The 25,994-nt window shown below is 61.1% G+C and carries 24 protein-coding genes and 1 pseudogene; 11 read left to right on the plus strand and 14 right to left on the minus strand.

The window, feature by feature from the left end:
- Positions 1-62: 62 nt before the first annotated feature.
- Positions 63-989, minus strand: a complete 927-nt coding sequence (locus tag RHSP_RS05765) for a cation diffusion facilitator family transporter (protein WP_037149916.1) — start codon at positions 987-989, stop codon at positions 63-65.
- A 118-nt stretch (positions 990-1,107) separates the two neighbouring features.
- A complete protein-coding gene (locus RHSP_RS05770; protein WP_240535369.1) occupies positions 1,108-2,031 on the minus strand; it encodes a helix-turn-helix transcriptional regulator in 924 nt (307 codons plus the stop codon).
- An 84-nt stretch (positions 2,032-2,115) separates the two neighbouring features.
- Here RHSP_RS05770 and RHSP_RS05775 point away from each other — a divergent pair, with 84 nt between their 5' ends.
- On the plus strand, positions 2,116-3,345 hold the full coding sequence (locus tag RHSP_RS05775) for a cytochrome P450 (protein ID WP_004110474.1): 1,230 nt from the start codon (positions 2,116-2,118) through the stop codon (positions 3,343-3,345).
- A 29-nt stretch (positions 3,346-3,374) separates the two neighbouring features.
- The gene (locus RHSP_RS05780) at positions 3,375-3,695 is read left to right on the plus strand and encodes a 2Fe-2S iron-sulfur cluster-binding protein (RefSeq protein ID WP_004110477.1); all 321 of its coding nucleotides are present in this window, start codon (positions 3,375-3,377) and stop codon (positions 3,693-3,695) included.
- A 93-nt stretch (positions 3,696-3,788) separates the two neighbouring features.
- On the opposite strand, the gene RHSP_RS05785 is transcribed toward RHSP_RS05780, so the two are convergent.
- The 11 genes from RHSP_RS05785 to RHSP_RS05840 form a co-directional block, all read right to left on the minus strand.
- Complete coding sequence (locus RHSP_RS05785) at positions 3,789-5,492, minus strand: ABC transporter ATP-binding protein (protein ID WP_004110481.1); 1,704 nt, start codon at positions 5,490-5,492, stop codon at positions 3,789-3,791.
- Complete coding sequence (locus tag RHSP_RS05790; RefSeq protein ID WP_037150038.1) at positions 5,489-6,433, minus strand: acetamidase/formamidase family protein; 945 nt, start codon at positions 6,431-6,433, stop codon at positions 5,489-5,491. Before RHSP_RS05790 ends, RHSP_RS05785 begins: the two co-directional genes overlap by 4 nt.
- 83 nt (positions 6,434-6,516) lie before the next feature.
- Positions 6,517-8,136: an ABC transporter substrate-binding protein gene (locus RHSP_RS05795; RefSeq protein WP_004110492.1), complete on the minus strand. Its 1,620-nt coding sequence runs from the start codon at positions 8,134-8,136 to the stop codon at positions 6,517-6,519.
- Between the two features lie 26 nt (positions 8,137-8,162).
- Complete coding sequence (locus RHSP_RS05800) at positions 8,163-9,083, minus strand: ABC transporter permease (RefSeq protein ID WP_004110494.1); 921 nt, start codon at positions 9,081-9,083, stop codon at positions 8,163-8,165.
- Positions 9,083-9,931 carry an ABC transporter permease gene (locus RHSP_RS05805; protein ID WP_004110496.1) on the minus strand — a complete coding sequence of 283 codons (849 nt, stop codon included), beginning with the start codon at positions 9,929-9,931 and terminating at the stop codon, positions 9,083-9,085. Before RHSP_RS05805 ends, RHSP_RS05800 begins: the two co-directional genes overlap by 1 nt.
- Positions 9,931-10,512, minus strand: coding sequence for an ANTAR domain-containing response regulator (locus RHSP_RS05810; protein ID WP_004110498.1), 582 nt, complete (start codon positions 10,510-10,512; stop codon positions 9,931-9,933). The genes RHSP_RS05805 and RHSP_RS05810 overlap by 1 nt, the downstream gene beginning before the upstream one ends.
- A complete protein-coding gene (locus tag RHSP_RS05815) occupies positions 10,509-11,645 on the minus strand; it encodes a transporter substrate-binding protein (protein ID WP_037149921.1) in 1,137 nt (378 codons plus the stop codon). Before RHSP_RS05815 ends, RHSP_RS05810 begins: the two co-directional genes overlap by 4 nt.
- Before the next feature lie 313 nt (positions 11,646-11,958).
- Positions 11,959-12,999: an isopenicillin N synthase family dioxygenase gene (locus tag RHSP_RS05820; protein WP_004110502.1), complete on the minus strand. Its 1,041-nt coding sequence runs from the start codon at positions 12,997-12,999 to the stop codon at positions 11,959-11,961.
- Positions 13,000-13,370: 371 nt separating this feature from the next.
- Positions 13,371-15,074: a dihydroxyacetone kinase family protein gene (locus RHSP_RS05825; protein ID WP_004110513.1), complete on the minus strand. Its 1,704-nt coding sequence runs from the start codon at positions 15,072-15,074 to the stop codon at positions 13,371-13,373.
- 331 nt (positions 15,075-15,405) lie between these two features.
- Positions 15,406-15,909, minus strand: a complete 504-nt coding sequence (locus tag RHSP_RS05835) for an NUDIX hydrolase (RefSeq protein ID WP_004110514.1) — start codon at positions 15,907-15,909, stop codon at positions 15,406-15,408.
- Between the two features lie 248 nt (positions 15,910-16,157).
- Positions 16,158-17,354 (minus strand): IS256 family transposase, encoded by a 1,197-nt coding sequence (locus RHSP_RS05840; protein WP_004110519.1) that lies wholly within the window; start codon positions 17,352-17,354, stop codon positions 16,158-16,160.
- A 103-nt stretch (positions 17,355-17,457) separates the two neighbouring features.
- Between RHSP_RS05840 and RHSP_RS05845 the strand changes: the two genes are divergently transcribed.
- The 3 genes from RHSP_RS05845 (at position 17,458) to RHSP_RS05855 (ending at position 19,344) form a co-directional block, all read left to right on the plus strand.
- Entirely contained in the window at positions 17,458-17,811 is a 354-nt protein-coding gene (locus RHSP_RS05845) for a VOC family protein (protein WP_037149927.1), read from the plus strand.
- Between the two features lie 101 nt (positions 17,812-17,912).
- A complete protein-coding gene (locus tag RHSP_RS05850) occupies positions 17,913-18,383 on the plus strand; it encodes a GNAT family N-acetyltransferase (protein WP_037149929.1) in 471 nt (156 codons plus the stop codon).
- A gap of 82 nt (positions 18,384-18,465) precedes the next feature.
- Positions 18,466-19,344: an aminoglycoside phosphotransferase family protein gene (locus RHSP_RS05855; protein WP_037149931.1), complete on the plus strand. Its 879-nt coding sequence runs from the start codon at positions 18,466-18,468 to the stop codon at positions 19,342-19,344.
- Between the two features lie 256 nt (positions 19,345-19,600).
- Here the strand turns inward: RHSP_RS05855 and RHSP_RS05860 are convergent.
- Positions 19,601-19,894: pseudogene (locus RHSP_RS05860) on the minus strand (helix-turn-helix transcriptional regulator); the annotation flags it as partial.
- A gap of 79 nt (positions 19,895-19,973) precedes the next feature.
- On the opposite strand from RHSP_RS05860, the gene RHSP_RS05865 reads away from it, so the two are divergent.
- Genes RHSP_RS05865 through mnhG form a run of 6 tightly spaced genes read left to right on the plus strand, consistent with a single transcriptional unit; the run spans position 19,974 to position 25,974 of the window.
- Positions 19,974-22,895: a monovalent cation/H+ antiporter subunit A gene (locus RHSP_RS05865; RefSeq protein ID WP_037149934.1), complete on the plus strand. Its 2,922-nt coding sequence runs from the start codon at positions 19,974-19,976 to the stop codon at positions 22,893-22,895.
- Positions 22,895-23,233, plus strand: coding sequence for a Na+/H+ antiporter subunit C (locus tag RHSP_RS05870; protein ID WP_004110541.1), 339 nt, complete (start codon positions 22,895-22,897; stop codon positions 23,231-23,233). Before RHSP_RS05865 ends, RHSP_RS05870 begins: the two co-directional genes overlap by 1 nt.
- Entirely contained in the window at positions 23,230-24,840 is a 1,611-nt protein-coding gene (locus tag RHSP_RS05875; protein WP_004110544.1) for a monovalent cation/H+ antiporter subunit D, read from the plus strand. Before RHSP_RS05870 ends, RHSP_RS05875 begins: the two co-directional genes overlap by 4 nt.
- Positions 24,840-25,316 carry a Na+/H+ antiporter subunit E gene (locus RHSP_RS05880; protein ID WP_004110547.1) on the plus strand — a complete coding sequence of 159 codons (477 nt, stop codon included), beginning with the start codon at positions 24,840-24,842 and terminating at the stop codon, positions 25,314-25,316. The genes RHSP_RS05875 and RHSP_RS05880 overlap by 1 nt, the downstream gene beginning before the upstream one ends.
- The gene (locus RHSP_RS05885; RefSeq protein ID WP_004110549.1) at positions 25,313-25,594 is read left to right on the plus strand and encodes a K+/H+ antiporter subunit F; all 282 of its coding nucleotides are present in this window, start codon (positions 25,313-25,315) and stop codon (positions 25,592-25,594) included. Before RHSP_RS05880 ends, RHSP_RS05885 begins: the two co-directional genes overlap by 4 nt.
- Positions 25,591-25,974: a monovalent cation/H(+) antiporter subunit G gene (mnhG, locus tag RHSP_RS05890; RefSeq protein ID WP_004110552.1), complete on the plus strand. Its 384-nt coding sequence runs from the start codon at positions 25,591-25,593 to the stop codon at positions 25,972-25,974. Before RHSP_RS05885 ends, mnhG begins: the two co-directional genes overlap by 4 nt.
- Positions 25,975-25,994 lie beyond the last annotated feature (20 nt).

The following is a 25,994-nucleotide window of genomic DNA, read 5'->3' on the forward strand; positions in this document are numbered from 1 at the left end:
ACCGATCAGGTGGGTGCCCATGAGGGCGGGCTGATGGCGGCAACGCGCCGACATCCTCAAGGTTAGTCTGCCCATTCGGGATCGGTCGTGAAGGCGATCGTCAGCCAGCGATCCGGGCTTTCATCGCCGATCGCTTCGCCGATCTCGTCGCGGATCTGATCCCATTCCTCGAGCTTTTTTGCCGGCCCATCCCTCGGGGCGATGAAGTAGAGCTCGATCTGCTTGCCGCGCCCAACCCGGGCGACATAAGAGCGGTAATAGTCGAAGTTGTAGCGGTGGACGACGTCAGCAGCGACGCGGTCGACATGTTCCTTCAGGGCGGCCGGCGTCACGAGCAATATGTCCGCGAATGCCTGTTTGATCGTTCCGAGCGGCATGGGGATGACGACGAGGCATACGATGGCGAGCGCCACCGGGTCGACATAGGGCGACATCCATTGCAGCGCCGTTCCTTGAATGGCGAAGCCGAAGACGAAGGCGAGGAGCAGGGCCGCGCTGAGGCTGCCGGTCATGACCCAGGCTTTGGCGTCAAGCGCGATGAAATTGGAGCCGAGCGTCTTGTTCGCTCTTCTGCCATAGGCTGCCATGAAGAAGGCAATGATCATCGTCAGCACCGCATAGATGATGGCATGGTCGAAGGAGAGGTGCCTGCCGCCGGCCATGATGCTGCCGATGGCGTTGATCAACGCATAGATGGCGGCACCGGTCAGCAGGATGCCGTTGAGGCCGAGGACCATGGGTTCCAGATGCCAGAAACCCATGGTGAAATGTTTGATGAACCGGCCGGTGTTTGCGCTATTCGTTGCCGCGGCAATGATCAGATTGGAAACGATCAGCGCGACGATCGTCATGATCGCATCCGTCAGAGCGTAGACGCCGTCGAAGACGATGGCGTAAGAACCGGACAAAAGCCCGAAGACGATGCCGGCTGCTGCAAGAACGAATGTCACGATGATGGATATACGCAGGACGCTTTGTTCAGTGATCACTCTTCTATCCTCGGGAGGGATGCCCAGCCTGATGGTCCAAGCAATACCATAATATACGGCGGGCTTTGCGATATCATGCAAGCCGATGAGACAGGAGCGCGAATAGAGGTGCGGAGCACTATCTGGGTTCTCGCTTTCTTGCGTTCTGTCCCTGTTGCCGGAATTCGCTGGGCGTAACGCCCGCCAATCTCTTGAAGTCGCGCGCAAAATGGAACGGATCGGGATAGCCGCATTTGGCAGCTATCCTTCCGATCTGATCTTCAGTGACCACGAGCAGCCGTTTGGCGGCATTGACGCGCTCGTGGCGCAGCCAGTCGAGCGGCGTCGTTCCCATTCTCTGGCGGAAGCGGCGAAACAGCTGCGCCTGGCTCAAATTGGCCGCATCCGCGAGTTCTGCCACGCTCCAGGGATGCGAGAGATCTGCCCTTACCATTTCCACCGTGCGCTGCAGCCGCTGCACCGCGCTGCTGAGATCGCCGCCATCGGCGCGCTCGGAAATTAGCGTCGAAATCAGCTGGGCGAGTAGTGCAAAACATCGGCTGTCGGCCAGGAAGCTGCTTCCTTCCACTTCGCTTAGAATGTTCTCGAACAGCGGCTGCAGATCATGTTGGGCCGCCGTTCCAAAGACCGGATTCATGCCCACTCCGAGGTTATCGAAGAGGGTGTCCAATCCTTGCCCGACGAAGCCGAGCCAGAGATAGGACCAGTGGGTGCAGCGCGGCTCGCAGCCATGCGAATAGAGCATCGAGGAATCGAGCCATGCGACGGTTCTCTCCGGTAGCAGATTTGGTCGCCCGCTAATATCAAGCACGCCTTTCCCGTTGAGAGTGAGGATCAGCGTGTGCTGGTTGAAGCGGTGGGCGATCGGCGCTTCCGCAGGCGTGCAGATCCGCCGTCCGGCGGCAAGAAGCGAATAGGGCAAGGCGCGGGACAGCCGGCCCGGCGTTTGGAAGAAGACTTCATCGAGGGGGCGGATTTCCGCCCGGGCTGCATCGTCGATCATGATGATCGGATCGTATCCGAGGATGAGAGTTTTATCCATATGGCTGCGGTTCGCATCCATGTCTTTCTGTTCGGAGAGCGGCTATTCTACCGTTCTTGAACCGGAATAGAGGAGATCCAGGTGATGACGGCGAGCCCCGTATTTGATCCGCTCTCAAAGGCCTTCGCGGATGATCCCTATACATCCTATAGCGAGCTGCGCGCCAGCCCCGGACCGGTCTATTACGAGCATTTCGATATATGGCTGCTGTCGCGCTATCAGGATGTTGCCGCGGCCGCCGCCGACAAGACGCTGGTGCGTTCGATGGAGTTCTTCCTCTCGCCCAAGGAGATAGAGGAGGAGAAGGTTCGCCTGAACTGGCACGACATGCCGAACCATTCGCGCTTCGTGCAGTTCAGCCTGCTGGATTCCGATGGCGAAACGCATGACCGCCTGCGGCGCAAGGTCTTCCGTGAATTTACCCCGGCCCTCGTCGCGCGACAGCGCGGAATGATCCAGGATTTCGTCGACAAGCTGCTCGATCGGTTGCTCGAGGTTGGAACCATCGATTTCGTCGAGGATCTCGCCTCGCAGGTGCCGGGCCATATCATCGGCTCGGTTCTCGGCGTACCGGAGGAATATGCGGGGCAGCTGCGGAAATGGTCGGAAGAGGTCGTGCAATATTTCGACGTCGACCGCAGCGCCGAGCGCAAGGCCATTGCCGAGCGTGCGACGACGGAGTTCTACGAACTGCTGAAGGAACTCATTGCCGATCGTGTGCGCAACCCGCGCGAAGACCTTCTCTGTCGGCTGACGCAGGCTTACACGAGCGGCGAGATGACCGAAGACGAGCTCGTTTCCACCTGTATGCTGATCCTGATGGCCGGCCATGGCTCGACGATCGACGTGCTCGGCAGCGGAATGCACGCGCTTTTGCAGTATCCCGACGCCCTAGCCAAGCTCAGGGATACGCCGGCCGTCATGCCGACCGCCATTCAGGAAATGTTCCGGTTCGAATCGCCGCTGCCGTTCTTTCATCGCTATCTGACCGAAGACAAGATCATTGCCGGTAAGAGCTTGCCGAAAGGCACCAAGGTCGGCTTGCTCTATGGCGCAGCCAACCGCGATCCTGAGCAGTTCGAGGCGCCTGATCTGTTCAATATCGAGCGGACCCCCAACCGGCATCTGGCCTTCGGCGGCGGCGCGCATTTCTGTCTCGGCAATCACCTTGCCCGGCTGGACATGGAGATCATCTTCTCGACGCTGCTCCAGCGCACCCGTTCCATCGAACTGCTGGACGAGCGTCCGGCCTACAAGCGCGGGCTGTCGGTTCGCGGGCCCCAGCGCCTCAACATCCGTCTTATTGCCGCCTGAACGGGTTTATCGAAAGCATGGAGAATGCAATGAGTGAAGTCGTGTTCGTCGATTCCGCCGGCCGGGAGACGCGTGTGAGTGCAGAAGATGGCGAGACGCTGATGGCCGTCGCGGTCAGAAGCGGTATCGATGGTATCGTCGCGCAATGCGGGGGAGCCTTGGCCTGCGGCACCTGTCATTGCTATATCGACGAGGCCCATCTCGATCTCCTGCCGCTGCCTTCGGAGGAAGAGGCTGACATGATCGAGTTCGTTATGGAGCCGAAGGCCAATAGCCGCCTCAGCTGTCAGATCCTCATGAACGGCGTCACCGACGGCATGCGCGTCGTCATCCCCGACAGCCAGCACTGATATCCAGGATTTCGGTTTGCCGGGATAATCTCTTCGGATTCGACTTTCATGATCGAATGATGGCACCGGCGATGATGCCGGCGCGTCGTATCGCTATGACTGGATCGCTTGCCGCCATCTCTGGCGCGCCTGCCGATAGTGCGCGGGATCCGGTATCGGAACGGCAGCCATCAGGTTTCGCGTGTAATCGTCGCTCGAATTTTCGAACACCTGCCGGCGCGTGCCCATTTCCACGATTCGTCCGCCGCGCATGACGGCGACGTGATGCGACATCTTCTCGATGACGGCCATGTCATGCGAAATGAAGAGATAGGCAAGTCCCATCTGTTCCTGCAACTCGAGCATGAGGTCGAGAACGCGCGCGCGCACCGAAACGTCGAGTGCGGCCACGCTCTCATCGGCAACGATCAGCTTCGGTTCGAGCGCCAGCGCTCGCGCGATGCAGATGCGCTGACGTTGGCCGCCGGAAAACTCGTGCGGATAGCGGCTTGCGGCGTCCGACGTCAGTCCGACGCGCTTCAACAACGCCGTGATGCGATCCTTTCGCTCGGATGCATTGCCCACATTGTGGATGACGAGCGGCTCTGCGATCGCCGAGCCGACGCTCATGCGCGGATCGAGCGAGGCATAGGGATCTTGAAAGATCATCTGCGCCGCACGGCGCACCGGCTGCATCTTCGTGGCGGAAAGCCCATGAACCTCGCGGCCCTCGATTTTCACGCTACCGGTAAAACCGATGAGATTGAGAATGGCTTTGCCCGTGGTGGACTTGCCCGATCCGCTCTCACCTACCAGCCCGAGCGTCTGACCGGCCTTGATCGTGAAGGATACCTCGTCGACAGTGGGGGCGGTGGTTTTGTCTTTGCCGAACAATCCCGCCTTGCCGCCATAGGTCACGCTCAGCTTTTCGACCTCGACGATCGGAGCGGCCGGCGCGGTCATCTTGGGAGCATTCGAAATGCGTGGTGGCTCGTCGGTGCCGGCATGCGTGCCAAGGCGCGGCACGGCGGCCAGCAGCTCGCGCGTGTAGGCCTGGCCGGGTTTGCCGAAGACGTCTAGCGCATCACCCTGTTCCACGATGCGGCCATGCTGCATGATCGCGACACGATCGGCCATCTCGGCGACGACACCCATGTCATGGGTAATCAGCAGGATCGACGTGTTGAATTCGTCGCGAAGCTCGCGCATCAGCGTCAAGATCTGCGCTTGCACCGTAACGTCGAGCGCCGTGGTCGGCTCGTCGGCGATCAGCACTTTCGGACGGCATGACAGGGCCATGGCGATCATGACACGCTGGCGCATGCCGCCGGAGAGCTCGTAAGGATATTGGGTCAAGCGCTTGGCCGCGTCGCTGATATGGACGGCATCCAGCATCGATTTTGCAATCTTCGTGGCATCGCCGGCAATGTCAGCCTGATGCTCGCGAATGGCTTCGATAAGCTGCGCGCCGATCGTCATGACCGGATTGAGCGAGGTCATCGGCTCCTGAAAGATCATCGCCACTTCGCCTCCGCGGATCTGACGAAGGGCGCGGTGCGGAATGCCGACGATATTGCGCCCCTCCAGCAGGATCTCGCCCGATGCGACCTTCAGCGAAGCCTTGGGGAGCAAGCCCATGATTGACAGGGATGTCACCGACTTCCCCGATCCGGACTCGCCCGCAAGGCAAAGCGTCTTGCCGGGCTCGAGGTCGAAGCTCACCTCATCGAGGATGCGCTTCAACCCTTCCGGCGTTCTAGCATCGACGCTCAGGTTGCGGACGGAGAGAACCGCTGAACGGGCGCTTTGATTGCTCACGCGAAGACAATCCTTGGAAAATAGAAGGAAACAACCCAGTTGGGCATATCGACGATTTCGCTGATCCGCAGATCACCGCAAACCGAGCAGAGCATGTAGGCATCGACCGGATTGAGGCCATGTTCGGCCGCAAGCAGGTCGATCATGCGCATGACGGCTTCCTTCGCACCGGTCATCAGATCCGGGCCGATACCGGTCGTCACTTCGTAGCCGGCGCCGTCGAGATGTCGCGTGACGGGTTCGGTGGTCGTAAAGCGCGGGGTCTGGAGGTTGGCGCCTTTGACCAGGTCGAGCGTCAACTCGACATTCATCTGGCTTTCGATGGCCGTGCCGCAAACTTCGCCGTCGCCCTGCGCGGCATGCGTGTCGCCGACCGAGAAAAGTGCGCCTTCCGTTTCGATCGGCAGATAGAGCGTGACGCCCGCCGTCAGATCACGGATGTCCAAATTGCCGCCGACGCGACGGGGCGGAAGAACGGAGTGGAGGCCAGGTTCTGCCGGTGCCACGCCGATTGTTCCCGTAAACGGCTTCAGGGGCACGCGACCGCCCGGGCCAAATGCTGAAGGCGCCATGGTGACGCTGTCATACTTCCAGACATGCAGCGCCGGGTCCTTGAACTGGTCGGCGAGGAGTCCGAAGCCCGGAATATTCGCCGTCCAGCCGTGACCGATCGGGTGAAACTTGCAGATGGTTACCTTGAGGGCGTCGCCGGGCTTGGCGCCTTCCACATAGACCGGACCGGAGACGGGATTGATCTTGGCGAAGTCGAGATTGACGAGCGTTTCCAGCGTCGCATCTGCGCCCATCTGGCCACCCGATGAATCCATGCATTCGAACAGGATGGTTTCGCCGGGCTTGGCCGTCAGCGCCGGCGGAAAGTCCTTGTTCCAGCCGAAATGATGCTGCGCGCGATGAATAGTGTGGGTGCAGGCGATGCACATGATGGTCTCCGAGTTCAATTCCGCTGGCATTGGCCGGTCTCCCTTGCGCGCGGCGAGGGAGACGGATTGGTCGTCTTCTTGGCTTATTGCTTCACGAAGATCGCGTCGTAGTTGATGACGCGGGTCGGATCGACATAGATGTTGCCCGAGCCGCCCATGCGCAGCGACTTGGCGACCACGCGGCGCTCGTTGATGACGGGCACCCAAGGGGCATCGGCCATGATGTCGGTGAAGATCTTGCCCCAGGCCGCCTGACGCTCGGCAACCTTGGCCGGATCCGACATGGAGTCGGCCGCGACGGCGCGTTCGTCCAGGGCCTTGTTGCAGTACCACGACCAGTTCCAGCCACCCGGAACGGCACCAGAGCAACCGAGGATCGGGCCGTAGAAGTTGGACGCATCCGGGAAGTCGGCGATCCAGGCCATGCCGCCCGACCAAATCATCGGCGCTTCGCCTTCGGTGCCGCCAGCGGAGATGACGTTGGCCTGGGCAAGCGCGCGGACCTCGGCCTTGATGCCGATCGCCGCCAGATCCTGTTGGATCGACTGTGCGATGCGCGGTTGCGGATCGGTGTTGGTCGAATAGAGCACGGTCGAGAAGCCATCGGGATAGCCGGCCTCGGCAAGCAATGCCTTTGCCTTCTTCGCATCATAAGCAAAGCCCTGGAACGACTTGTCGTAGCCCGGCATCAGCGGCGGCAGGACCTGATTTGCCGATGTCGCGCGGCCGTTCAGGATTCGCGTGATGCGATCCTTGTTGACGGCCATGTTGACGGCCTCGCGGACTTTCAGATTGTCGAACGGCTTTACCTTGGTGTTGAGCGTGATGTAGCCGGTATGTAGCTGTTCGCCGTCGACGATCATGTTCGCGCCGTCGGGGGAATTCTTGATTTCCAGGAATTTGGCCGGCGGAATGCCGTCGCCGACGATATCGACCTCGCCTTTCTGCAGGCGCAGAAGCGCGACGAGCGGTTCCTGGCCGACTTCGACGGTGAAGCTGTCGACATGCGGAACACCCTTGGCGAAGTAGTCCTTGTTACGCTCGAAGACGAGCTTCTGTCCGATGGTCCAGTCCTTCAGGATGAAGGTGCCGGAGCCGACCGGCTTCTTGCCGAAGTCGCCGTTTGCGGCCTCTACGGCTTCCTTCGGCACGACCGAGGCGAAGTTGATCGCCAGCACATGCAGGAAGGTCGCGTCGGGGCGGCTCAGATGGAAGGCGACGGTGCCCGCATCCGGAGCTTCGATGCCCGGAAGGTTGTCGGCCTTGCCGGCGGCCATATCCTCATAACCCTTGATCGCACCGAAGAAGCCAGCGCCGGGACCTTGCGTCTTCGGGTTGACCGCGCGCTCGATCGAATATTTGACGTCGGAAGCGACGATCTCGCGTCCATTCGAGAACTTCACGCCCTTGTGCAGCTTGAAGGTATAGGTCAGGCCGTCCGGGGAGACGGTGAAGCTTTCGGCCAGCGATGGGACGAGCTTCGCGGTGCCTGGTTCGTAGTCCATCAGACGGGAAAACAGGCTCTTGATCATCGACCAGTTCACCCAGTCATAGCCGATGGCCGGATCGAGCGTGGTAATGTCGTCCTTGTAGGTGACGGTGATGCTGCCGCCCTGGGCGGGCTGATCGGAGGCATGGCCGGCCAGCGGCGTGAAGGCCAGCATGGCAGCCGTCGTCGTTCTGAGTAACCAGCTTTTGAACATAGATTAGTTCCCCTTCTTGGTGTGATTCAATGCGAACGAATGCGTGGATCGATAAGCGGTGCGATAAGGTCGGCAGCGAGGTTGCCGAGAATGATGGCGAGCGCGGAGGTGAGCGTGACGCCCATGATGATCGGGATGTCGACCTGCTGGATCGCCTGCCAGGCCAGCTGGCCGATGCCCGGCCAGCCATAAACGGCTTCCACCACCACCACGCCGCCCATGAACTGGCCGATGTCGATGCCGATCATGGCAATGATCGGCAGGATGGCGTTGGGCAGGGCATGGCGCAGGATAATGCGCCGCCCGGAGAGGCCTTTGGCACGAGCCGTGCGGATGAAATCCTGGTTCAGCACATCGATCATGGCGGAACGAACCATGCGGGCATACCAGCCGGCGCCGAGAAGGCCGAGCGTGGCGGCTGGCAGCACGATGTTGGAGAAGCTGCCGTAGCCGCTCATCGGGAACCAGCCGAGCGTGGCCGCGAAGAGATAGAGCAGAAGCAGTGCGACGACGAATTGCGGGGCGGAGACGCCGACGAAGGCAGACGCCATGACGAGCCGGTCGGTCGGGCCGCCGCGATCGAGCGCTGCGATGATGCCGAGCGTCAGGCCAAGCAGCACTTCCACGAAGATGCCTGCCGCCATCAAGGTGATCGTCGCTGGCAGGCGGGCCAGGATGAGGGTCATAACTTGCGTTTTTTGCGCATAGGAGCGGCCGAGGTCGCCATGCAGCAGGCCGTTCAGATAGTGCATGAATTGCGCGAGCAGCGGCTGATCGAGACCGAGCTCGCGCCGGATATTGTCCACCGTCTGTGGTGTGGCACTGCGGCCGGCGATCATGCGCGCCGGGTCGGCCGGCAGTGCATAGAGCAGGATGAAGGTAATGGCGGCGACGCCGAGAAGGATGAGCGCCGATTGAACGAGGCGTCTTGCAAGTACGTTCAGCATCAGCCTCTGCCCCTCTGGGTCGGATCGAGAATGTCGCGCAGCGCGTCACCGACGAGATTGAAAGCAAGGGCCGTCAGCAGAATGACCGCGCCGGGGAAGAAGACGAGCCAAGGGGCTGCCTGGAAATAGCTCTGGCTCTCGAAGATGATGTTGCCCCAGGACGGTTGTGGCGGCTGCACGCCGACGCCGAGAAAGGACAGTGTTGCCTCCAGAAGAACGGTCGTTGCGATGCCGAGCGTTCCCCAAACGATGGCTGTCGGCACCAGATGCGGCAATATGTGCAGGACGACGATGCGGGCATGGCCTGCGCCAAGAGCCCGTTCGGCCATGATGAAGTCACGTTCCACCAGAGCGCGTGTCTCGGTGTAGACGATGCGGGCCACCTGCACCCAGTTCACGAGCGCAATGACCATGGCGACGATCCAAAGGCTGGGCTTCAGGATTGCGGCAAGGACGATGGCGAGCAGAAGCGCAGGAAAGGCCATCATCAGGTCGGTGAAGCGCATCAGCAGACTGCCGGCCCAGCCGCGCAGATAGCCCGCCATGACGCCGACGAAGAGGCCGATCGTCACAGCGACGCCGTTTGCGACGAGGCCGATGATCAGGGACGTCCTGGCGCCGAACAGCAGTCTCGAAAACAGGTCGCGGCCGAGCGTGTCGGTGCCGAGCAGGAATTGCCCGCCCGGCGGTATGGGCGCTCCTTCCAGGGTCAGGCCGTCGAACATCTGGTTATCAGGGTCGAAAGGCGCAAGCCATGGTGCCACGATCGCCATCGCAACGACGGTTACGACAATGACGAGACCGAACAACCCGGCGGGTTGTCGGCAAAGTTCCTTGAGTACCCGCATCAGCCGACCTCGGAGAGTGTTTCGGAGCCGACCAGGAAAAAGGCGGCGATTTGTTCGACCGGAAGACGCCGGCGCATGGCGCAATTTCTCAAGATCGCATAGGCGCCCTCGTCATCGACCTTGCGCTCGGCCTTCAACCGTTCGATTGCAGTGAAGACGACCGGTCGCAGCTTGAGGCGCTCCTCCAGATGGGCGATGCGCCTTGCTGCATTGAGGCGCTCCTCATGGATGGAAGCTGCCAGCACGAGGGCGGGAAAGACGGCAGATGCCGTCACCGGCTTTTGAATGATCGCGCCGGCGCCCTGGCGCATGGCCCAGGCGATGCGACCGGGTGCTTCCGAACCGAGCACGGCAACGACGGGGCGTAGCGGCTCGTCGCCGCTCCATGGGATCAGCTCATCCCATCCACGGTCGACATCGACGATGACCAGATCCGGCAGGTCGTCGACGGAAATGGGCCTCCATTGGCGGTTCACCCGCATACCGAGGACGATGAGCTGGCGGTTCAGCCTCTCGGTATTGGTGTCGTCCTCTGCAAGGAGCGTGACATGCCAGCCGGCGAAGTTGGGCGTGCCGTTCATGATTGCACGACCCGCAGATGCCGAGCGGGCTTCTGCCTGCTTGTGATCAGATAGGGATCGGCGGGAATGGCCTGTTCCGAGGCGATGAGATCGAACCCCTGCTGCGCGTTGATGCGCCCGAGATAGAAGGGTAGGGCCGCATGGTTCGTCGTCGGGTCGACCACAAGGTTGCCAAGCACCGACGGCCACGACCGAGAGACGACTTCCTGCCGCACCATTACGGGATCGTCGCTGCCGGATGCTTCAATCGCGGCGATGCAAAGGGCGACGGCAGTGTAGGAGCTTGCGAAGATGGTGGAAACTTTGCCCATCTCCGGCCGCCATGCTTTCAGACGAGCTTTGAAGTCGACGTTCTCACTCGTATTCAGGCCGTCGAAATAGGAAAGCGCCGAGAGCTGGCCAATGGCACCCCCGGCAATATCCGCCAATTCGCATTCCGTCAGGTCGCAGCTGGCGACCGGGCAATTCTCCGGCAAGAACGCGGGATCACGCCTGCCGAGTTCGGCAATTGCGGCCAGGAAGGCATAGCTCGAAGGGCCGATCAGATTATTGAGAATGAAGCTCGGCCGCTTCTCAGCAATGTCTGCGACGATGCGTTCGACCGCTGTCTCCTCGAGCGGCAGGTAGCGCTCGCCGAGGATGGTTCCGCCCGCATTGACGATCAGCTCGCGGGCAAGCCGGTTCATCTCCCAGCCCCAGACGTAGTTGGCACCTACGAGATAAGGGCGCGGTCCGTATCGCGGAATGAGGTGTTCGAACAGCGGAATGAGATGCTGGTTCGGGCACGAGCCGATGTAGATGACGTTTTCGTTCGCCTCGAACCCTTCGTAGGGGCACATGTACCACAGCAGGCCATCATGCTTCTCAACGAGCGGGATCACTTCCTTGCGTGCGGCCGAGGTGATCGTGCCGACGATATGCCGGCAGCCGCTGTCGCGCATCAGGCTGCGCGCGCCTTCGAGATAGGCAGCAAGATCCGCATGCGGATTGAAAAAGACGAGCTCTGCTTTCTGACCGCCGTTCCGGCGGTAATCGTGAAGTGCGAACTCCGCGCCAAGCTGAGCCTCGCGCCCCAGCGAGCCGTATGGCCCGGTGGTCGAGTAGAGAATGCCGATCTTCACGACGGCCTGCATGGTACCTCCCCAAAAACAAAAAACCCACAACGCGTATCCCGGAAGCCGGGGCGTTGTGGGGCGCTATTGCCCTTCGACAATCGAAGTCATGTCATTAAGACGAGCACACTTGCTCATATCTTATGCGTGATTAAAATACGGTCATTTCGCGTTTGTCAAGCTGCGAGCCGCCCGCTGTTTGAAGCATCAACGTAGTCCTCTACGCTTGCAGCAATTTCGCGCTGCAAGCGTCTGAGGTAGGGCCCTTCCAGAGAAATGTCCTGTGTGCAAGAGAATACGGGTGGCCGCAACCGCCGCCTTGCCGGCGCGTCGACTAGTGGCCCGGCTCCGAGGCCAGCAGTTCCGCATAGTGGGCGCGCGCGACATCCGGATGTGAACGCAGGCGGCTCTTGAGCTGGTTCTGGCCGACTTCGCGGAAGATCGGATTGAGGGGGTCGACTGAAATACCGCGTTCCGCGCGCTTCAGATCCTCCGGCAATTCGATGACGGGGATCGTGGCGTCCGGGCGGGAGCCCAGGAAGAAGGCGACGGAAAATCGCTCGACGCCTGCGGGCGGCGCGATCACATCATGCACGTCGGCGCGCACGAAGCCGTTCGTCGCAAGCTCGAGCAATTCGCCGGTGTTGATGACGAAGGTGCCGGGAACCGGTGGCGCGTCGATCCATACGCCGTCTTCGGTGCGTACGCGCAGGCCAGGCGCCGTATCCTGAAGCAGTACGGTCACGAAGCCGCCATCCTTGTGGGCACCGACCCCCTGGTCGGTTTCGGCGACGTCCCGGCCCGGATAGCGGATGATCTTCAGAAGCTGCGACGGCTGCGGCTGGTATATGTCGGCAAAGACGTTTTCCGGCTGACCGAGGGCTGCGGCGATGGCCTTCAGCACATCGATGCCGATCCGCGTGACTTCCGCCTGGTAGGCGAGCAGCAGGGGCTTGAGTTCCGGCAAGGCTTCGGGCCACTGATTAGGGCCCTGCAGCCGTCGCCATGCGGGCGTGTCCGGGCCGATCTCGGCGGGGGCGTCCTCGGTGTTGATATCGAGCTGTTCGCGCCAGTCCTGCTCGCCGCGCGTCCGCTCCTGGCCGGCCCTGTTGTAGCCGCGGAAATGCGGCGATTTCACCATTTCGATTTTGAGCTTCTCTTCAAGAGGAAGCGAAAAAAAGCGCTTCGCCGTCGCCACGACATCTTCGATCAGCTTCGGGTCGACGCCATGACCGGTCAAATAGAAGAAGCCATGATCGTGGAGCACGCTGCGCAATTCGCCGACAAAGGCTTGCCGCTCTTCCGGCGAGGCATGGAAGCGGGAGAGATCCAAGGTCGGCAACGATGCTTCGACGGGCGTCGTGTGAACGGTCAATGAAATATTTCCTTTTTACAAATTGCCTTTGCCGCCGCTTCCGGGGCGGCGACGAGGTCATTGCGTGCGCGAAAGGCGCATCCGGCCTCGCGGCTCCGTCAGGCAAGGCAAGGACGTCCTGATGATCAGGTTGAAGCTAGGGCTCGTCATTTGCCAAAGCAAACAAGATCGTCTCAAAGATTGCCCATCTCTTGGAATGGTTTTTTGCTGCCGCTAGCCTTGGTGACGGTGGTCGCGACAGGATGTTCATGGGCATCCTTCAACGAGGGTGTCGCCCCGCGGGCGATTTGTGATTTCCATAAATGGGCCACCTGCGCAATCGCCAGAATGATGGTTTGCGCAGGGGGCGGGCTTCCGTGCTTGCTCCTCGGCTAAATAAGCAGAGTGGCAACGCAGCCCGCTATCATCGCAAGCGAAACGGCGCCGGCGTCGGGATGGCCGAGGCTTCGCTCTGCAAGCGGGCGGGCGCGCCCAAGCTTCGGCGTAAGCTGCGTCGTCGCATCGGCTGCAAGCTTGGAGGCCGATGCGGCATGCCCCCAGGCGGTGGCCAAAGATCCGCTTTCGGCGAAGCTCTTTTCCAAAGCATCCACGAAAGGAGAGAATGCATCAACCAGCGTCTTGTCGCCGATCTTTGCGCCGCCCAGTCGCATCACGCTATCGAGCGCCCGGCGGGCGCCCTTGACGACAGCGCGGCCGTCGACGGCACCGTCATCGCTGAGCGCATTGCTCCATGACCGCAGGAGAAGTCCCCAGATCGCGCCCGACGTGCCGCCGGCGCGGTCGGCCCAGGCATCGCCCGCCGCCGCCAGCACGCTCGCCGTACCTGCGCCGGCGGCGCTTGCGGCCTTGGCAGCTTCCAGGGCCGCTGCTGCGCCGCGGGCCATGCCCTGGCCGTGGTCGCCATCGCCTGCGACAGCGTCGATCCGGCCGAGTTCCTCTTCCCCCTCGTGAAGCAGCACGGAAATCTCTGTGAAGATGCGGGCGATGCAAGCACCGCCGCGCTGGCCCTCGGCATCGGCTGGCGGATAGGTCGCCGGTCCGTCCTCACCGGCCAAAATGTCCGTTGCCGGCGTGGTGGCGATTGCGCCGCCGCGGCGCAAGACCGGGGTGTCGCAGGCGGCGGTCCAATAGCGCTCGAGCTCGTCGTCCAGGAAGATCAGCGTCAGCGAGCAGCCCTGCATATCCAGGCTGGTGACGAACTCGCCGGCCTCGGGGGCGACGATTTCTAGCCCCGCCTGTTCCAAACGAGCCGAAATCGCCGTCCAGAGCACGAAGAGCTCTTCATATTTCGTGGCGCCGAGGCCATTGAGGATGACGCCGACCTTCCGCGCATCCTTCGGACGCTCCGGCAAAAGCTTTTGGGTCAATAGCGTTGCGAGATCCCCGGCACTGACGATTGTTTCTTCGCTGATGCCGGGTTCGCCGTGGATGCCGAGGCCGAGAGCCATCTTGCCGCGCGGTACGATGAAGAGCGGGCCGGCAGAACCGGGCAGGGTGCAGCCGTCGAAGGCCACGCCGAAGGAGACGGTGCGGGCATTCGCGTGCCGCGCCAGGCGCTCGACTTCATCAAGCGAAAGTCCGGCTTCCGCCGCGGCGCCGGCAATCTTAAAGATCACGAGATCGCCGGCAACGCCACGGCGCTTGGCCACGGTCTCGGCGGGAGCACTGGCGACATCGTCGGTCACCGCTACGATGCGCACATCGATACCTTCGGCCCGTAGACGTTCGGCGGCCACGCCGAAATTTAAAACATCGCCGGCATAGTTGCCGAAGCCGAGCAGGATGCCGCCACCGCGATGCGCCTTCCGGCACACTCGGGCAACGGCTGCCGTCGAAGGGGAGGCGAAGACATCGCCGGCGACCGCGGCATCTGCCAGGCCCGGCCCGACATAGCCGGCAAAGGCGGGATAGTGACCCGAACCGCCGCCGACGATGACGGCGACCTTGCCTTCCGGCACCGATGTCGAGCGGACCACGCCGCCCTTTACCAGGCGGACGAAGCGGCCATGGAGCGCGGCAAAGCCCGCAAGTGCCGTCGTAGCGAATTCTTCCGGGGCGTCGAAGATCGTGGTCATGCGTTCAATCCTTGTCGATGCAGCTGGTTGCGTCGCAGATAATCACGGATGCCGGTGCTGAGGGAATGCCCGCCAGCGCCGTGGTGATAGATGTCCTCATGCATTTCCGGCAAGGCTCCGGCGGCGAGTTCTTCGGCATGTTGGCCGAGCTCGCGAATGCGCGCAACCGCCTTCTCCCGGATTATCGGATCGAGTTCGATGCCGCTGGTCGAGGCTCATATCCCGACAGCCGGATACCGTGCGTGCCGAGCGGGGCGCGGTTTGACGAAACCGACCGCTGGTTATGTTGCAACCAAGCCATTTCGCATCCAGCGGTCAACTGTCCTCACAGTCAGGCCGCGTTGCGGCGAACGAGGTGTTGAACGCCGGCGGGCATGGTCTCGATCAGAGTTTGCAAGGGCGCGGGCTGCAGGTCGAATTGCGTCAGGGCGGCACGTGTCGGCAGCGCCCAGCGAAATTCGAGGTCGGCGCTGCCGTCCTTGACCCGATGCACGATTTCCTTCTCGTGGAAGGGTAGCGGCTGGGACAGCTCCGCCTCATAATAGAATCCGACCTCGTGAACACGTCGTCCGACGAATTCGAAAAAGTTCTCGATGACGAAGCGCAGCGGTCCGATCGCTGCCTGACAGCCGATCTCTTCCTCGATCTCGCGCGCCAGCGTTTCGGCACCCGCCTCGTGAAACTCCACCCGGCCGCCGGGCAGGGACCAGAAGGCGTCGCCGACCGCACGATGAATGAGGAGGTGACCGTTGGAGCGGATCAAGGCGCCCGCCCGAAGCTGGAAGCGTGAAACTCCGGCATCCATGACAATCATGGTGCGCGCATTATCCGTCATCGATCAGCCCTCCAATTGGTGCATCTCAAGATCGCAATGTCCGAAGAATTGACATCGACCCTTTATTTGGAAACGGTGTGACAATGGGAAATGCACTTTTCCGGCATCATTTGAAAAGTCATTTCCGTCTCGATCCGTCCTCTCCTGCAGAATTGGTTTCGGATATGCGTTTCGTGAATCCAAGATCATGTCCCAGGACGTGGTGTAGCTTAGACGACCACGGCTCATCCCAGAGGGTCGGATGAGTATCAGCTTGCTGCTGGCAGGCTGATGAGCGGATCATCGCTCATTGTGGCGATTGTCTCAAGTGTCATGTAGCGGGATCGCTGGACGGCCCATTCATCGTTCTGTTCGAGCAGCAGCGCACCGACCAGGCGCACGATGGCGTCGTCGTTGGGGAAAATGCCGACGACCTCTGTGCGCCGCTTGATCTCACCGTTCAATCGCTCAATGGGGTTGGTCGAGTGAAGTTTGGCCCAATGCTGCTTGGGAAAGGTCATGTAGGCGAGCACGTCTTGCTCGGCACTGTCCATGAGACTGGCGAGCTTCGGTACCTTTGGCCTGATCTGGTCGGCGACGTTGCGCCACTGAGTGCTTGCGGCCTCCGGCGTGTCCTGAGCGAAGGCCGTTGCAATGAACGCGGAGACAACCCGGCGTCCGCTCTTTCCAGCATGGGCCAAGGCATTGCGCATAAAGTGCACCCTGCAGCGCTGCCAGGTGGCGGAAAGCACTTTCGATACTGCGGCCTTGATGCCCTCATGGGCATCGGAGACGACGAGCTTGACGCCGCGCAGCCCCCGCCTGATCAGCTTTCGAAGAAACTCGGTCCAGATCGCCTCGGCCTCGGACGTGCCGATCTCCATGCCGAGCACTTCGCGTCGGCCATCGGTGTTGACGCCGACGGCGATGATTACGGCGACGGAGACAATACGACCACCGCGCCGAACCTTGAGGTAGGTCGCATCGATCCACAGGTAGGGCCATTCTCCTTCGATGGGCCTGTCGAGGAAGGCCTTCACCTTCTCATCGATCTCCTCGCAGAGCCGGGACACCTGACTTTTGGAGATGCCCGACATGCCCATGGCCTTGACGAGGTCATCAACAGAGCGGGTCGAAACACCCTGGATATAAGCCTCCTGGATGACCGCCGTCAGAGCCTTCTCGGCCATGCGGCGCGGCTCCAGGAAGCTCGGGAAGTAGCTGCCGGTGCGAAGCTTGGGAATGCGCAGCTCGACGGTGCCCGCCCGTGTCTCCCAATCCCGGTCGCGATAGCCGTTACGCTGGGCCAGCCGGAAGCCATTCTTCTCGCCATAGGCCGCGCCGGTCTTCGTGCCGACCTCCAGCGCCATCAGCTTCTCGGCAGCAAAGCCGATCATCTCCCGCAGCAAATCGGCATCAGCGCTCTTCTCAACGAGTGAGCGCAGGTTCATCATGTCGTCGGTCATCGGTGGTGTCCCTCAGGTTGGCTCTAAGCAACCCGACCCTACCGGAAATCACCGATGGCTATGAAATCAAGCTACACCACTCCATGGGACACGATCGAATCCAATCCCCTTCGTCAGTGATATCGAGTGCTCCAAGGTGTTTTATAGGGACGTCATGGGGCTTCAAATCCTGAGCGATTTTGGGAATTTCGTGCTCTTTGAAACTGGGTTTGCAATACACAACGGAAAATCGCTTGAGCAAACGATTTGGAAGACGGGCTCCGAAATGATGCCGGAACCCTACGGGCGTCGAAACGTCTTGCTTTATTTTGAACATGACGATGTGGATGCAGCCTTCGAAAAAGTGGCTCCGCATGTCGAACTCATCCATCCCGTGGAACGGCAGGAATGGGGGCAGCGCGTGTTTCGCTTCTATGATCCGGATGGTCACGCGGTGGAGATCGGCGAACCGCAGTGAAATGGCCGCCGCACCAATTCTGCCGCTCACAACATATCGAAAATTGTCCCGCCAACTTGCAATCTCAAGCGCCATCGAGCCAAAGCAATAGGATATCAGGGATGCAAGCTTCGCATGGTTTCGAGCTGGAGGAGTTGACGGAGCATCTTCCGCCTGATTTCGAGGTGCTGCGTCGGGAGGCTGCCGCCGACGGGCAGCGCTTCCTGGAGCGATTATATGCCGAGTGGCAGAATGGTGTGCAGCGGTTTGATCGAGCGCATGAAATCCTGCTGGCGATCAGGGTGAATGGCGAACTGGCGGGGATCGGCGGGATGACGGCTGATCCGGACAAGCCGTCCGCCATGCGCATGCGTCGCTTCTATATTCGGCCCGCTTACCGGCGTCACGGTCTCGGTCGTGCGCTGGCGATGGCGATTCTGGGGCGCGCGCTGCCGAGCGGGACCATCGTGACCGTGAACACCGACAATGCCGACGCAGCCGCATTTTGGCAGGCGGTCGGCTTCAAGTTTGGCCCGAAATCTGACTTTACTCGCTGTCGCCTCTGGCTGGAGATGGACGAACGAAAGGCCTGATCGGTTGACGCCGACTTGGAACCGTTTTTTCGAATGTCGCCGAAAGTCGTGCCGCAATGAGACGGGATATTGGGGTTGTCTGATGCAGGATGACATTGGGCCGGAAGAGGCTGCGATCCGGCGGTTGCTGGCGGAGATGACGCCGCAATGGGCGGATCTTCCCGTTCGGTGTTTGGTGTCCTCGGGCACCGACAATGCGATTTATCGCATCGGCGAGACATTGCTGCTGCGCCTTCCGCGGCGCGAAGCTGCGGCTCATCTCATCGATAAGGAAATCGATTGGCTGCCTCGTTTTGCAGATCTGCCGCTCGAAGTGCCGAGACTGCGTTTTCGAGGCAGGGCAGGGTTCGGCTTGAATTGCGATTTCGGCATTTTCGACTGGATGGAAGGAGACATCGCCTCTCCAGCCAACATTGCCGATCCGGCAGCCGCGGCACTCGGACTTGCGGCTTTTCTGAAGGCGCTGCATCGCGTGGACACCCGAGGGGCACCGCTTGCAGGAGAGCTCAATCATCGCCGCGGCGTGGCGCTTGAGGTTCTGTCTTCCATCACGCTGCCGGCGATCGATATTGTGGCGGACGAGATCGACGGTCCCGCGGCGCGGCAGCTCTGGGAACGGGCTTGTGCAACCGTGCATCAGGGGCCGCCGGTCTGGCTGCACGGCGATCTCAAGGCGGATAATCTGATAGCCAGAGGTGGGCGACTGACCGGGGTGATCGACTGGGGCCTCTGCGCCGTCGGCGATCCCGCGGCCGATTATGCGGCGGCATGGTCCTGGGTTGATCCTTCCGCTCGCGAAGCCTTTCGCATAGCCTGCGAGGTGAACGATGCCGATTGGCTCAGGGCCGAGGGATGGGCGCTTTACGGGGCTGTCATCGCTCTGAGCTACTATCGAGGCGGTAGAAACGAGGCGCTGTGCGAGCAGTCGCGTCTCACCTTGTCACGTCTCAATCTGCAGTAGTCGCCTCAGCTTATTGGCTGGCTTCCGCGGCTCATGGCAGACTCGACCGCGGAGATGGCGTGACCGGGGAATGGCATCAGGATCATCCGTGCATACAGCGGGAAATGCGAGCCGCGCGCAGTCGTGATTGAGGGACGTCAAGTCGCCACCTATGGGCCTACTGTCCGGTTTTGCGTGTCGTCTGACTGTATCCGCCCGACGTCGACAAGATCTCGCCGCTCCCGGTATTTGTCGGCGCGGGCGCATCTGTGATTGGAGTTTTGCGGCAGATACCGATCTCGTGCCCCTCGACGCGGAAGAAAGCGATCCCTCCGTTTTCGAGGGCCAGTCGCAATTGTGCTTCCGTTGCCCGATGCAGGCTATGGCGATCGCCCTCGTAGTCGCGGATCGTGCTGCGCGATACGCCGGAGCGGTCGGCAAGGTCCATCTGAGTCCAGTCGAGAAACCCTCGGGCGGCTCGACAGAGCGCGGGTGTCAAAATCATCGCCATCTTACCTTGACGTGTAGTTCTAAACTGCCCATATTGGGCAATATCTATCATATAGGCCATATTGTGCTGGTTTGCTAGAGGTGTTCGCCCCCTAAGGCGGCTGTGGTGATCCGGCTGAAGGAAGGAACGACGTTTTGGGATAACCAGCGGGCCCACTCTTATTCTAGCACTTTTGGCTCTGCCGTTTATCGGAAGTCTTCTCTCCGTTTGCCTGTTACGCACTCAGTCGCGGCGCACGCCAGCCTGGGTCGCCGGCGCTGTCACGTTTCTGGCGCTGTTGATCTCGGTCAGCTTCTACCCTGCCGTCATGGACGAGAGAGTGGTGCGCTTCAGCATCGAGTGGCTGCCGCAGCTCGGGCTTGATTTCAGCCTGAGAATGGATGGTTTCTCCTGGCTCTTTTCCGTCGTCATTACGGCGATCGGCTTTCTCGTCATCCTCTATGCCCGATACTATATGTCGGAAGAGGATCCGGTTCCGCGTTTCTTCTCTTTCCTGCTTGCCTTCATGGGGGCGATGCTCGGCATCGTGCTTTCGGGCAATGTCATCCTGCTCTCGATATTCTGGGAGCTGACGAGCATCTTCTCGTTCCTGCTCATCAGCTATTGGCACAACAGCGCCGCCGCCCGTGACGGTGCGCGCATGGCGCTGACGATTACCGGGATTGGCGGCTTCTGCCTGCTGATCGGGCTGATCCTGCTTGGGCATATCGTCGGCAGCTACGATCTCGACAAGATCCTGGCCTCCGGCGACATCATCCGCAATCACCCGCTCTATTCGCCTGCCCTTGTGCTGATCCTGTTGGGAGCGCTGACGAAGAGCGCGCAATTCCCCTTTCACTTCTGGCTTCCGAACGCCATGGCGGCTCCGACGCCCGTCTCGGCCTATCTGCATTCCGCGACGTTGGTGAAGGCCGGTGTATTCCTGCTTGCGCGCTTCTGGCCCGTTTTGGCCGGTACGGATGAATGGTTTTATCTCGTCGGTGCGGCCGGCATCACTACCCTGCTGCTGGGAGCCTATTTCGCGATGTTCCAGCAGGACCTGAAGGGGCTGCTCGCCTATTCGACGATCAGCCATCTCGGCCTCATCACCACGCTGCTCAGCCTCGGAAGCCCGCTCGCGACCGTCGCCGCCATCTTCCACATGCTCAACCATGCGACCTTCAAGGCGTCGCTGTTCATGGCGGCCGGCATCATCGATCATGAAACCGGCACGCGTGACATGCGCCGCTTGAGCGGCCTGTTCCGATACCTTCCATTCACGGGCGCGCTGGCGATCGTCGCGAGTGCGGCCATGGCCGGCGTCCCCTTGCTGAACGGCTTCCTGTCGAAGGAGATGTTCTTTGCCGAGGCTCTCGAAACGCACGCCGATTCCATTCTCGACCGGATCCTGCCCTATGTGGCGACCCTGGCGAGCGCCTTCAGCGTCGCCTATTCCTTGCGCTTCATTCAAACGGTTTTCTTCGGGCCGGCGCCGGCCGATCTGCCGATTGCCAAGCCGCATGAGCCGCCGCGGTGGATGCGTTTCCCGATCGAGCTTCTGGTGGTGGTGTGTCTGATCGTCGGCATCGCGCCGGCTGTCTCGATCGCGCCGTTCCTGCACACGGCCGTCGCAAGCGTTTTGCATGCTGACACGCCCGAATACAGCCTTTCGCTCTGGCACGGCGTCAATCTGCCGCTCGTCATGAGCGTGATCGCCTTGATCGGCGGAACAATATTCTACTTCGTCTTCAAGGATTATCTGTCGCGCTGCGGGGATGGACCGCCTCTTTTCCGGCGCCTGAAGGGCCAGCGCATCTTCGAGCGCGTTCTGGTCGAGGTTTCCTGGCATTGGGCGAGAACGGCGGAAAAGCGGATCGGCACGCGCAAGCTGCAGCCGCAGCTTCGCTGGGTGGTCGTGACCGGTTTTGCGGCCGGCCTGCTGCCACTCTATCTGGCCGGCTTCGAGGCGAAGCGTTTTGCCTTCTCGGGCGCCGATCCTGTCTTCGCGGCGATTTGGGCAATCGGTATCTGCCTGGCGATCGGCACCGCCTTCTTTGCCAAATATCACCGGCTCGCAGCGCTGGTGATGCTGGGCGGAGTGGGGCTCATCGTCTGCATGACGTTCATTTGGCTTTCCGCGCCCGATCTCGCCATCACTCAGCTGCTCGTGGAGATTGTCACCACGGTTCTCATTCTTCTGGGGCTGCGCTGGCTGCCGAAGCGGACAGAGGGGATCGACGATACGGTCGATCTTCGCGCGCGTTTCCGCCGTTTCCGCGACCTCGCCTTGGCCGTCATCTGCGGTGTCGGCATGATGTTCATCTCCTATGCGGTCATGACTACGCCGGTGCCCGACGCCATTGCGAACTACTTCCTCGAAAATGCCTATTCGAAAGGTGGCGGCCGCAATGTCGTCAATGTGATCCTGGTCGATTTCCGCGGCTTCGACACTTTGGGTGAAATCGCCGTTCTCGGCGTCGTCGCGCTGACGGTCTATGCGCTTCTGCGCCGCTTCCGTCCGGCGCCCGACAGCATGGAGATGCCGGAACAGCAGCAGATCCAGAACCGTTTCGACGAGGAACGGCCGGAGCGCTCGGCCGGCGATACGGTGCGCGACTATCTGCTCGTGCCGTCCGTGATCATGCAGTGGATGTTCCCCTTCGTCATCGCTCTGTCGGTCTATATCTTCATGCGCGGGCATGATGCTCCAGGCGGCGGCTTCTCGGCCGGCCTGACGCTGTCGATCGCCTTCCTGCTGCAATATCTGGCCGGCGGCACGCGCTGGGCGGAAGACCGCATCCGCATCCTGCCATTGCGATGGATGGGAGCTGGCCTTCTCGTGGCGACGGCAACCGGCGTCGGAGCATGGTTCTTCGGCTACCCCTTCCTCACGTCGCATTTCCAATATCTGGACGTGCCGCTGATCGGAAAGGTGCCGGCTGCGAGCGCGCTGCTCTTCGACCTCGGCGTCTTCCTGCTCGTTGTCGGCTCCACTGTTTTGATCCTGGTTGCGCTGGCGCACCAATCGATCCGTATCAATCGCCTTCGCGCCATCGAGGCGGAAAAGGCAAAGGGGGATTGATGGAATTCATCTTGTCCGTGGCTATCGGCGTGATGACGGCCTGCGGCGTCTGGCTGATCCTGCGGCCGCGCACCTATCAGGTCATTATAGGCCTTTCGCTACTATCCTATGCGGTCAATCTCTTCATCTTCGGCGTTGGCGGCGTGAAGACGAATATGCCGCCGCTGCTGTCCGGCAGTGCCCCGACATCGACGCTCGCCGATCCGGTGCCGCAGGCTCTGGTGCTGACGGCGATCGTCATCGGTTTCGCGACGACTGCCTTGTTCCTGGTGGTGCTGCTTGCCTCACGCGGGCTGACCGGCACGGATCATGTCGACGGAAGGAGCGACCATAAATGACAGGCTGGTCGCATCATCTCATCATTGTTCCCATCTTGCTGCCGCTGGTTGCTGCTGCTGTTCTGCTGTTCATCGACGAGCGCGAACGCACGTTGAAGGCGCTTGTGAGCCTTGCCGCGACGCTCTTGCTCGTCGGCGTTACGTTTGTGCTCTTTCGCGCCGAGGGAGGCTCGGCCGGTCAGGAGCGAGCCTATCTTCTCGGAAACTGGAGCGCCCCCTTCGGCATCGTATTGGTGCTCGATAATCTCTCGGCGCTTATGCTGCTGCTCACGTCGATCGTCGCCGTTGCCGCGTTGATCTTCTCTCTGGCGCGCTGGCATGCGGTCGGTGCCCATTTCCATACGAGGTTCCAATTGCTGCTCATGGGCGTGAATGGCGCCTTTCTCACCGGCGATCTCTTCAATCTCTTCGTCTTCTTCGAAGTGATGCTGGCGGCTTCCTACGGCCTCCTGCTTCATGGCTCCGGACCGCTTCGCGTCAAGGCGGGCCTGCATTATATCGCCGTCAATCTCGCCGCAGCGCTGCTCTTCCTCATCGGCGTCAGCCTGATCTACGGCTCGGCGGGAACGTTGAATATGGCCGATCTGGCGGTGCGCATTCCCGAAATGGCCGCCGACCGCCGCATGCTCATGCAGGCGGGTGCCGGCGTGCTCGGTATCGCCTTCCTGATCAAAGCCGGCATGTGGCCGCTCTGCTTCTGGCTGCCGACGGCCTATAGTGCCGCTTCCGCCCCGGTTGCCGGTATTTTCGCCATTTTGAGCAAACTCGGCATCTATGTCATCCTGCGGCTGACCATGCTTCTTTTCGGCTCGGGACCGTCCGCCGGCTTCGGCGCGACCATGCTTCTCTACGGCGGCATGGCGACGCTGATTTTCGGCATCATCGGGGTGCTGGCATCGCAGGCGCTCGGACGTTTGGCCGGCTTTTCCGTGCTGGTGTCGTCTGGAACCCTGCTGATGGTGATCGGTATCAACGATGGCTCGATCTCGGCCGGGGCTTTGATGTATCTCGTCAGTTCCACGCTGACGATCAGCGCCTTTTTCATGCTGATCGAGCTCGTCGAGCGCGGACAGGATGCGGGGGCCAGCGTTCTTGCTGTTACCATGGAAGCCTATGGGGACGCCGAGGAGAAGGAGCCGGAGGAAGGCGAGGGGGTGACCATGCCTGGCACCATGGCGATGCTCGGAATCTGCTTTGCCGCCTGCGCAATCCTTCTGGCCGGCCTGCCGCCGCTTTCGGGCTTCGTTGCCAAGTTTGCGATGCTGTCGGCCATGATGGGCACCGGCGCCATCGGCGTGCCGCCGAGTGCTGCCGTCTGGGCGCTGATCCTGCTGGTGATCCTTTCGGGTATCGCCGCCCTGATCTCCATGACGCGGGCTGGCATACGCACATTCTGGAGCTCGCTCGAAGGCACGGTTCCGCGCGTGCTCGTCATCGAGATATTGCCGGTCATGGGCCTGCTTGCCCTGACGCTGGCGCTGACCATTTGGGCTGGCCCGGTCATGCAATATATGGAAGCGACGATCCGCACGCTCAGCGATCCCCGCATCTATGTCGATGCGGTTCGCAATGCGGCGACCCTGTCGAGCAAAGCGGGAGGTTCGTGATGCTTCCTTATCCGCTGCTGACGCTCATCTTGCTTCTGCTTTGGCTGCTGCTGAATGGCTTTACGCTCGGCCAATTCGTCCTTGGCGTCATTGTTGCTGTCTTTGCCTCCTGGGCGATGGCGTCGCTGCGCCCCGAAAAGCCGAAGCTACGAAAGTGGTATCTGCTGCCGAAGCTGTTCTTTCGTGTCGTTTTCGACGTTCTGAAATCGAATGTGCAAGTGGCCTGGATCATCCTGCGCGGCCGCTCGCGAAACACGACGCCCGGCTTCGTGACACTGGAGCTCAGGGTTCGGGATCAGATCTCGCTGGCGCTGCTTGCGGTCATTCTCACCGGCACGCCCGGATCCGCATGGTTGGAATATGATTCCAACGACAACACCGTACTGCTCCATGTGCTGGATCTCGAGAACGAGGCGCAATGGCGCGAAACCGTCGCCAACCGATATGAAAGCCTGTTGATGGAGATATTCGCATGAGCGCAATGATCATCCAAATATCTGTCGCAGTCGCGCAGCTGATGATCGTGGCTGCGATGGCGATCTCGTCCATTCGCATGTTTCGCGGCCCTCGCGCCCAGGATCGCATCATTGCGCTCGATACTCTGTATGTGAACGCGATGCTGCTGCTGCTCACCTTCGGGATCGGTACCGGCCGCATCGTCTATTTCGAGGCGGCTCTGGTGATCGGCATGCTCGGCTTCGTCGCAACCGTCGCGCTGGCAAAATTCCTGATGCGCGGGGAGGTGATCGAATGAACACCCCGTTCGAAAACGTGCCGCTCTGGGCCGCAATTCCCGTCGGCGGATTACTCGTCGTCGGCGCCTTTCTGACCCTTGTCGGTGCCATCGGCTTTCTGAGGATGGGAACGTTCTATGAGCGCATTCATGCTCCGACATTGGGAACGAGCGGCGGCATCGGAGCGATCATGCTCGCGTCGATGATCTTCTTCTCGGCCTTCACGCGGTCCCTCGTCATCCACGAGCTTCTGATCGGCGTCTTCGTGACGGTGACGACGCCGATCACCTTCATGCTGCTGGCACGCGCGGCGCTCCACCGCGATCGCGCCGAGCAGAACGGCAACGTTCCGCCCAAGAGTGCACAAGGCGAGCCATCGGCCGAAAGGCCTTTGTCGTAGACGGCCGGCTCGTTCTTTCG

The organism is Rhizobium freirei PRF 81, from assembly GCF_000359745.1.
Taxonomy (GTDB): Bacteria; Pseudomonadota; Alphaproteobacteria; order Rhizobiales; family Rhizobiaceae; genus Rhizobium; species Rhizobium freirei.

Excerpts from the sequence above, each read along its gene's own strand:
- RHSP_RS05825 (WP_004110513.1), bottom strand. The coding sequence starts at position 15,074 with ATGACCACGATCTTCGACGCCCCGGAAGAATTCGCTACGACGGCACTT.
- RHSP_RS05810 (WP_004110498.1), bottom strand. The coding sequence starts at position 10,512 with ATGAACGGCACGCCCAACTTCGCCGGCTGGCATGTCACGCTCCTTGCA.
- mnhG (WP_004110552.1), top strand. The coding sequence starts at position 25,591 with ATGAACACCCCGTTCGAAAACGTGCCGCTCTGGGCCGCAATTCCCGTC.
- RHSP_RS05770 (WP_240535369.1), bottom strand. The coding sequence starts at position 2,031 with ATGGATAAAACTCTCATCCTCGGATACGATCCGATCATCATGATCGAC.
- RHSP_RS05875 (WP_004110544.1), top strand. The coding sequence starts at position 23,230 with ATGACAGGCTGGTCGCATCATCTCATCATTGTTCCCATCTTGCTGCCG.
- RHSP_RS05780 (WP_004110477.1), top strand. The coding sequence starts at position 3,375 with ATGAGTGAAGTCGTGTTCGTCGATTCCGCCGGCCGGGAGACGCGTGTG.
- RHSP_RS05885 (WP_004110549.1), top strand. The coding sequence starts at position 25,313 with ATGAGCGCAATGATCATCCAAATATCTGTCGCAGTCGCGCAGCTGATG.
- RHSP_RS05840 (WP_004110519.1), bottom strand. The coding sequence starts at position 17,354 with ATGACCGACGACATGATGAACCTGCGCTCACTCGTTGAGAAGAGCGCT.
- RHSP_RS05870 (WP_004110541.1), top strand. The coding sequence starts at position 22,895 with ATGGAATTCATCTTGTCCGTGGCTATCGGCGTGATGACGGCCTGCGGC.
- RHSP_RS05790 (WP_037150038.1), bottom strand. The coding sequence starts at position 6,433 with ATGTGCATCGCCTGCACCCACACTATTCATCGCGCGCAGCATCATTTC.
- RHSP_RS05835 (WP_004110514.1), bottom strand. The coding sequence starts at position 15,909 with ATGACGGATAATGCGCGCACCATGATTGTCATGGATGCCGGAGTTTCA.
- RHSP_RS05815 (WP_037149921.1), bottom strand. The coding sequence starts at position 11,645 with ATGCAGGCCGTCGTGAAGATCGGCATTCTCTACTCGACCACCGGGCCA.
- RHSP_RS05775 (WP_004110474.1), top strand. The coding sequence starts at position 2,116 with ATGACGGCGAGCCCCGTATTTGATCCGCTCTCAAAGGCCTTCGCGGAT.
- RHSP_RS05805 (WP_004110496.1), bottom strand. The coding sequence starts at position 9,931 with ATGCGGGTACTCAAGGAACTTTGCCGACAACCCGCCGGGTTGTTCGGT.
- RHSP_RS05850 (WP_037149929.1), top strand. The coding sequence starts at position 17,913 with ATGCAAGCTTCGCATGGTTTCGAGCTGGAGGAGTTGACGGAGCATCTT.
- RHSP_RS05795 (WP_004110492.1), bottom strand. The coding sequence starts at position 8,136 with ATGTTCAAAAGCTGGTTACTCAGAACGACGACGGCTGCCATGCTGGCC.
- RHSP_RS05800 (WP_004110494.1), bottom strand. The coding sequence starts at position 9,083 with ATGCTGAACGTACTTGCAAGACGCCTCGTTCAATCGGCGCTCATCCTT.
- RHSP_RS05855 (WP_037149931.1), top strand. The coding sequence starts at position 18,466 with ATGCAGGATGACATTGGGCCGGAAGAGGCTGCGATCCGGCGGTTGCTG.
- RHSP_RS05880 (WP_004110547.1), top strand. The coding sequence starts at position 24,840 with ATGCTTCCTTATCCGCTGCTGACGCTCATCTTGCTTCTGCTTTGGCTG.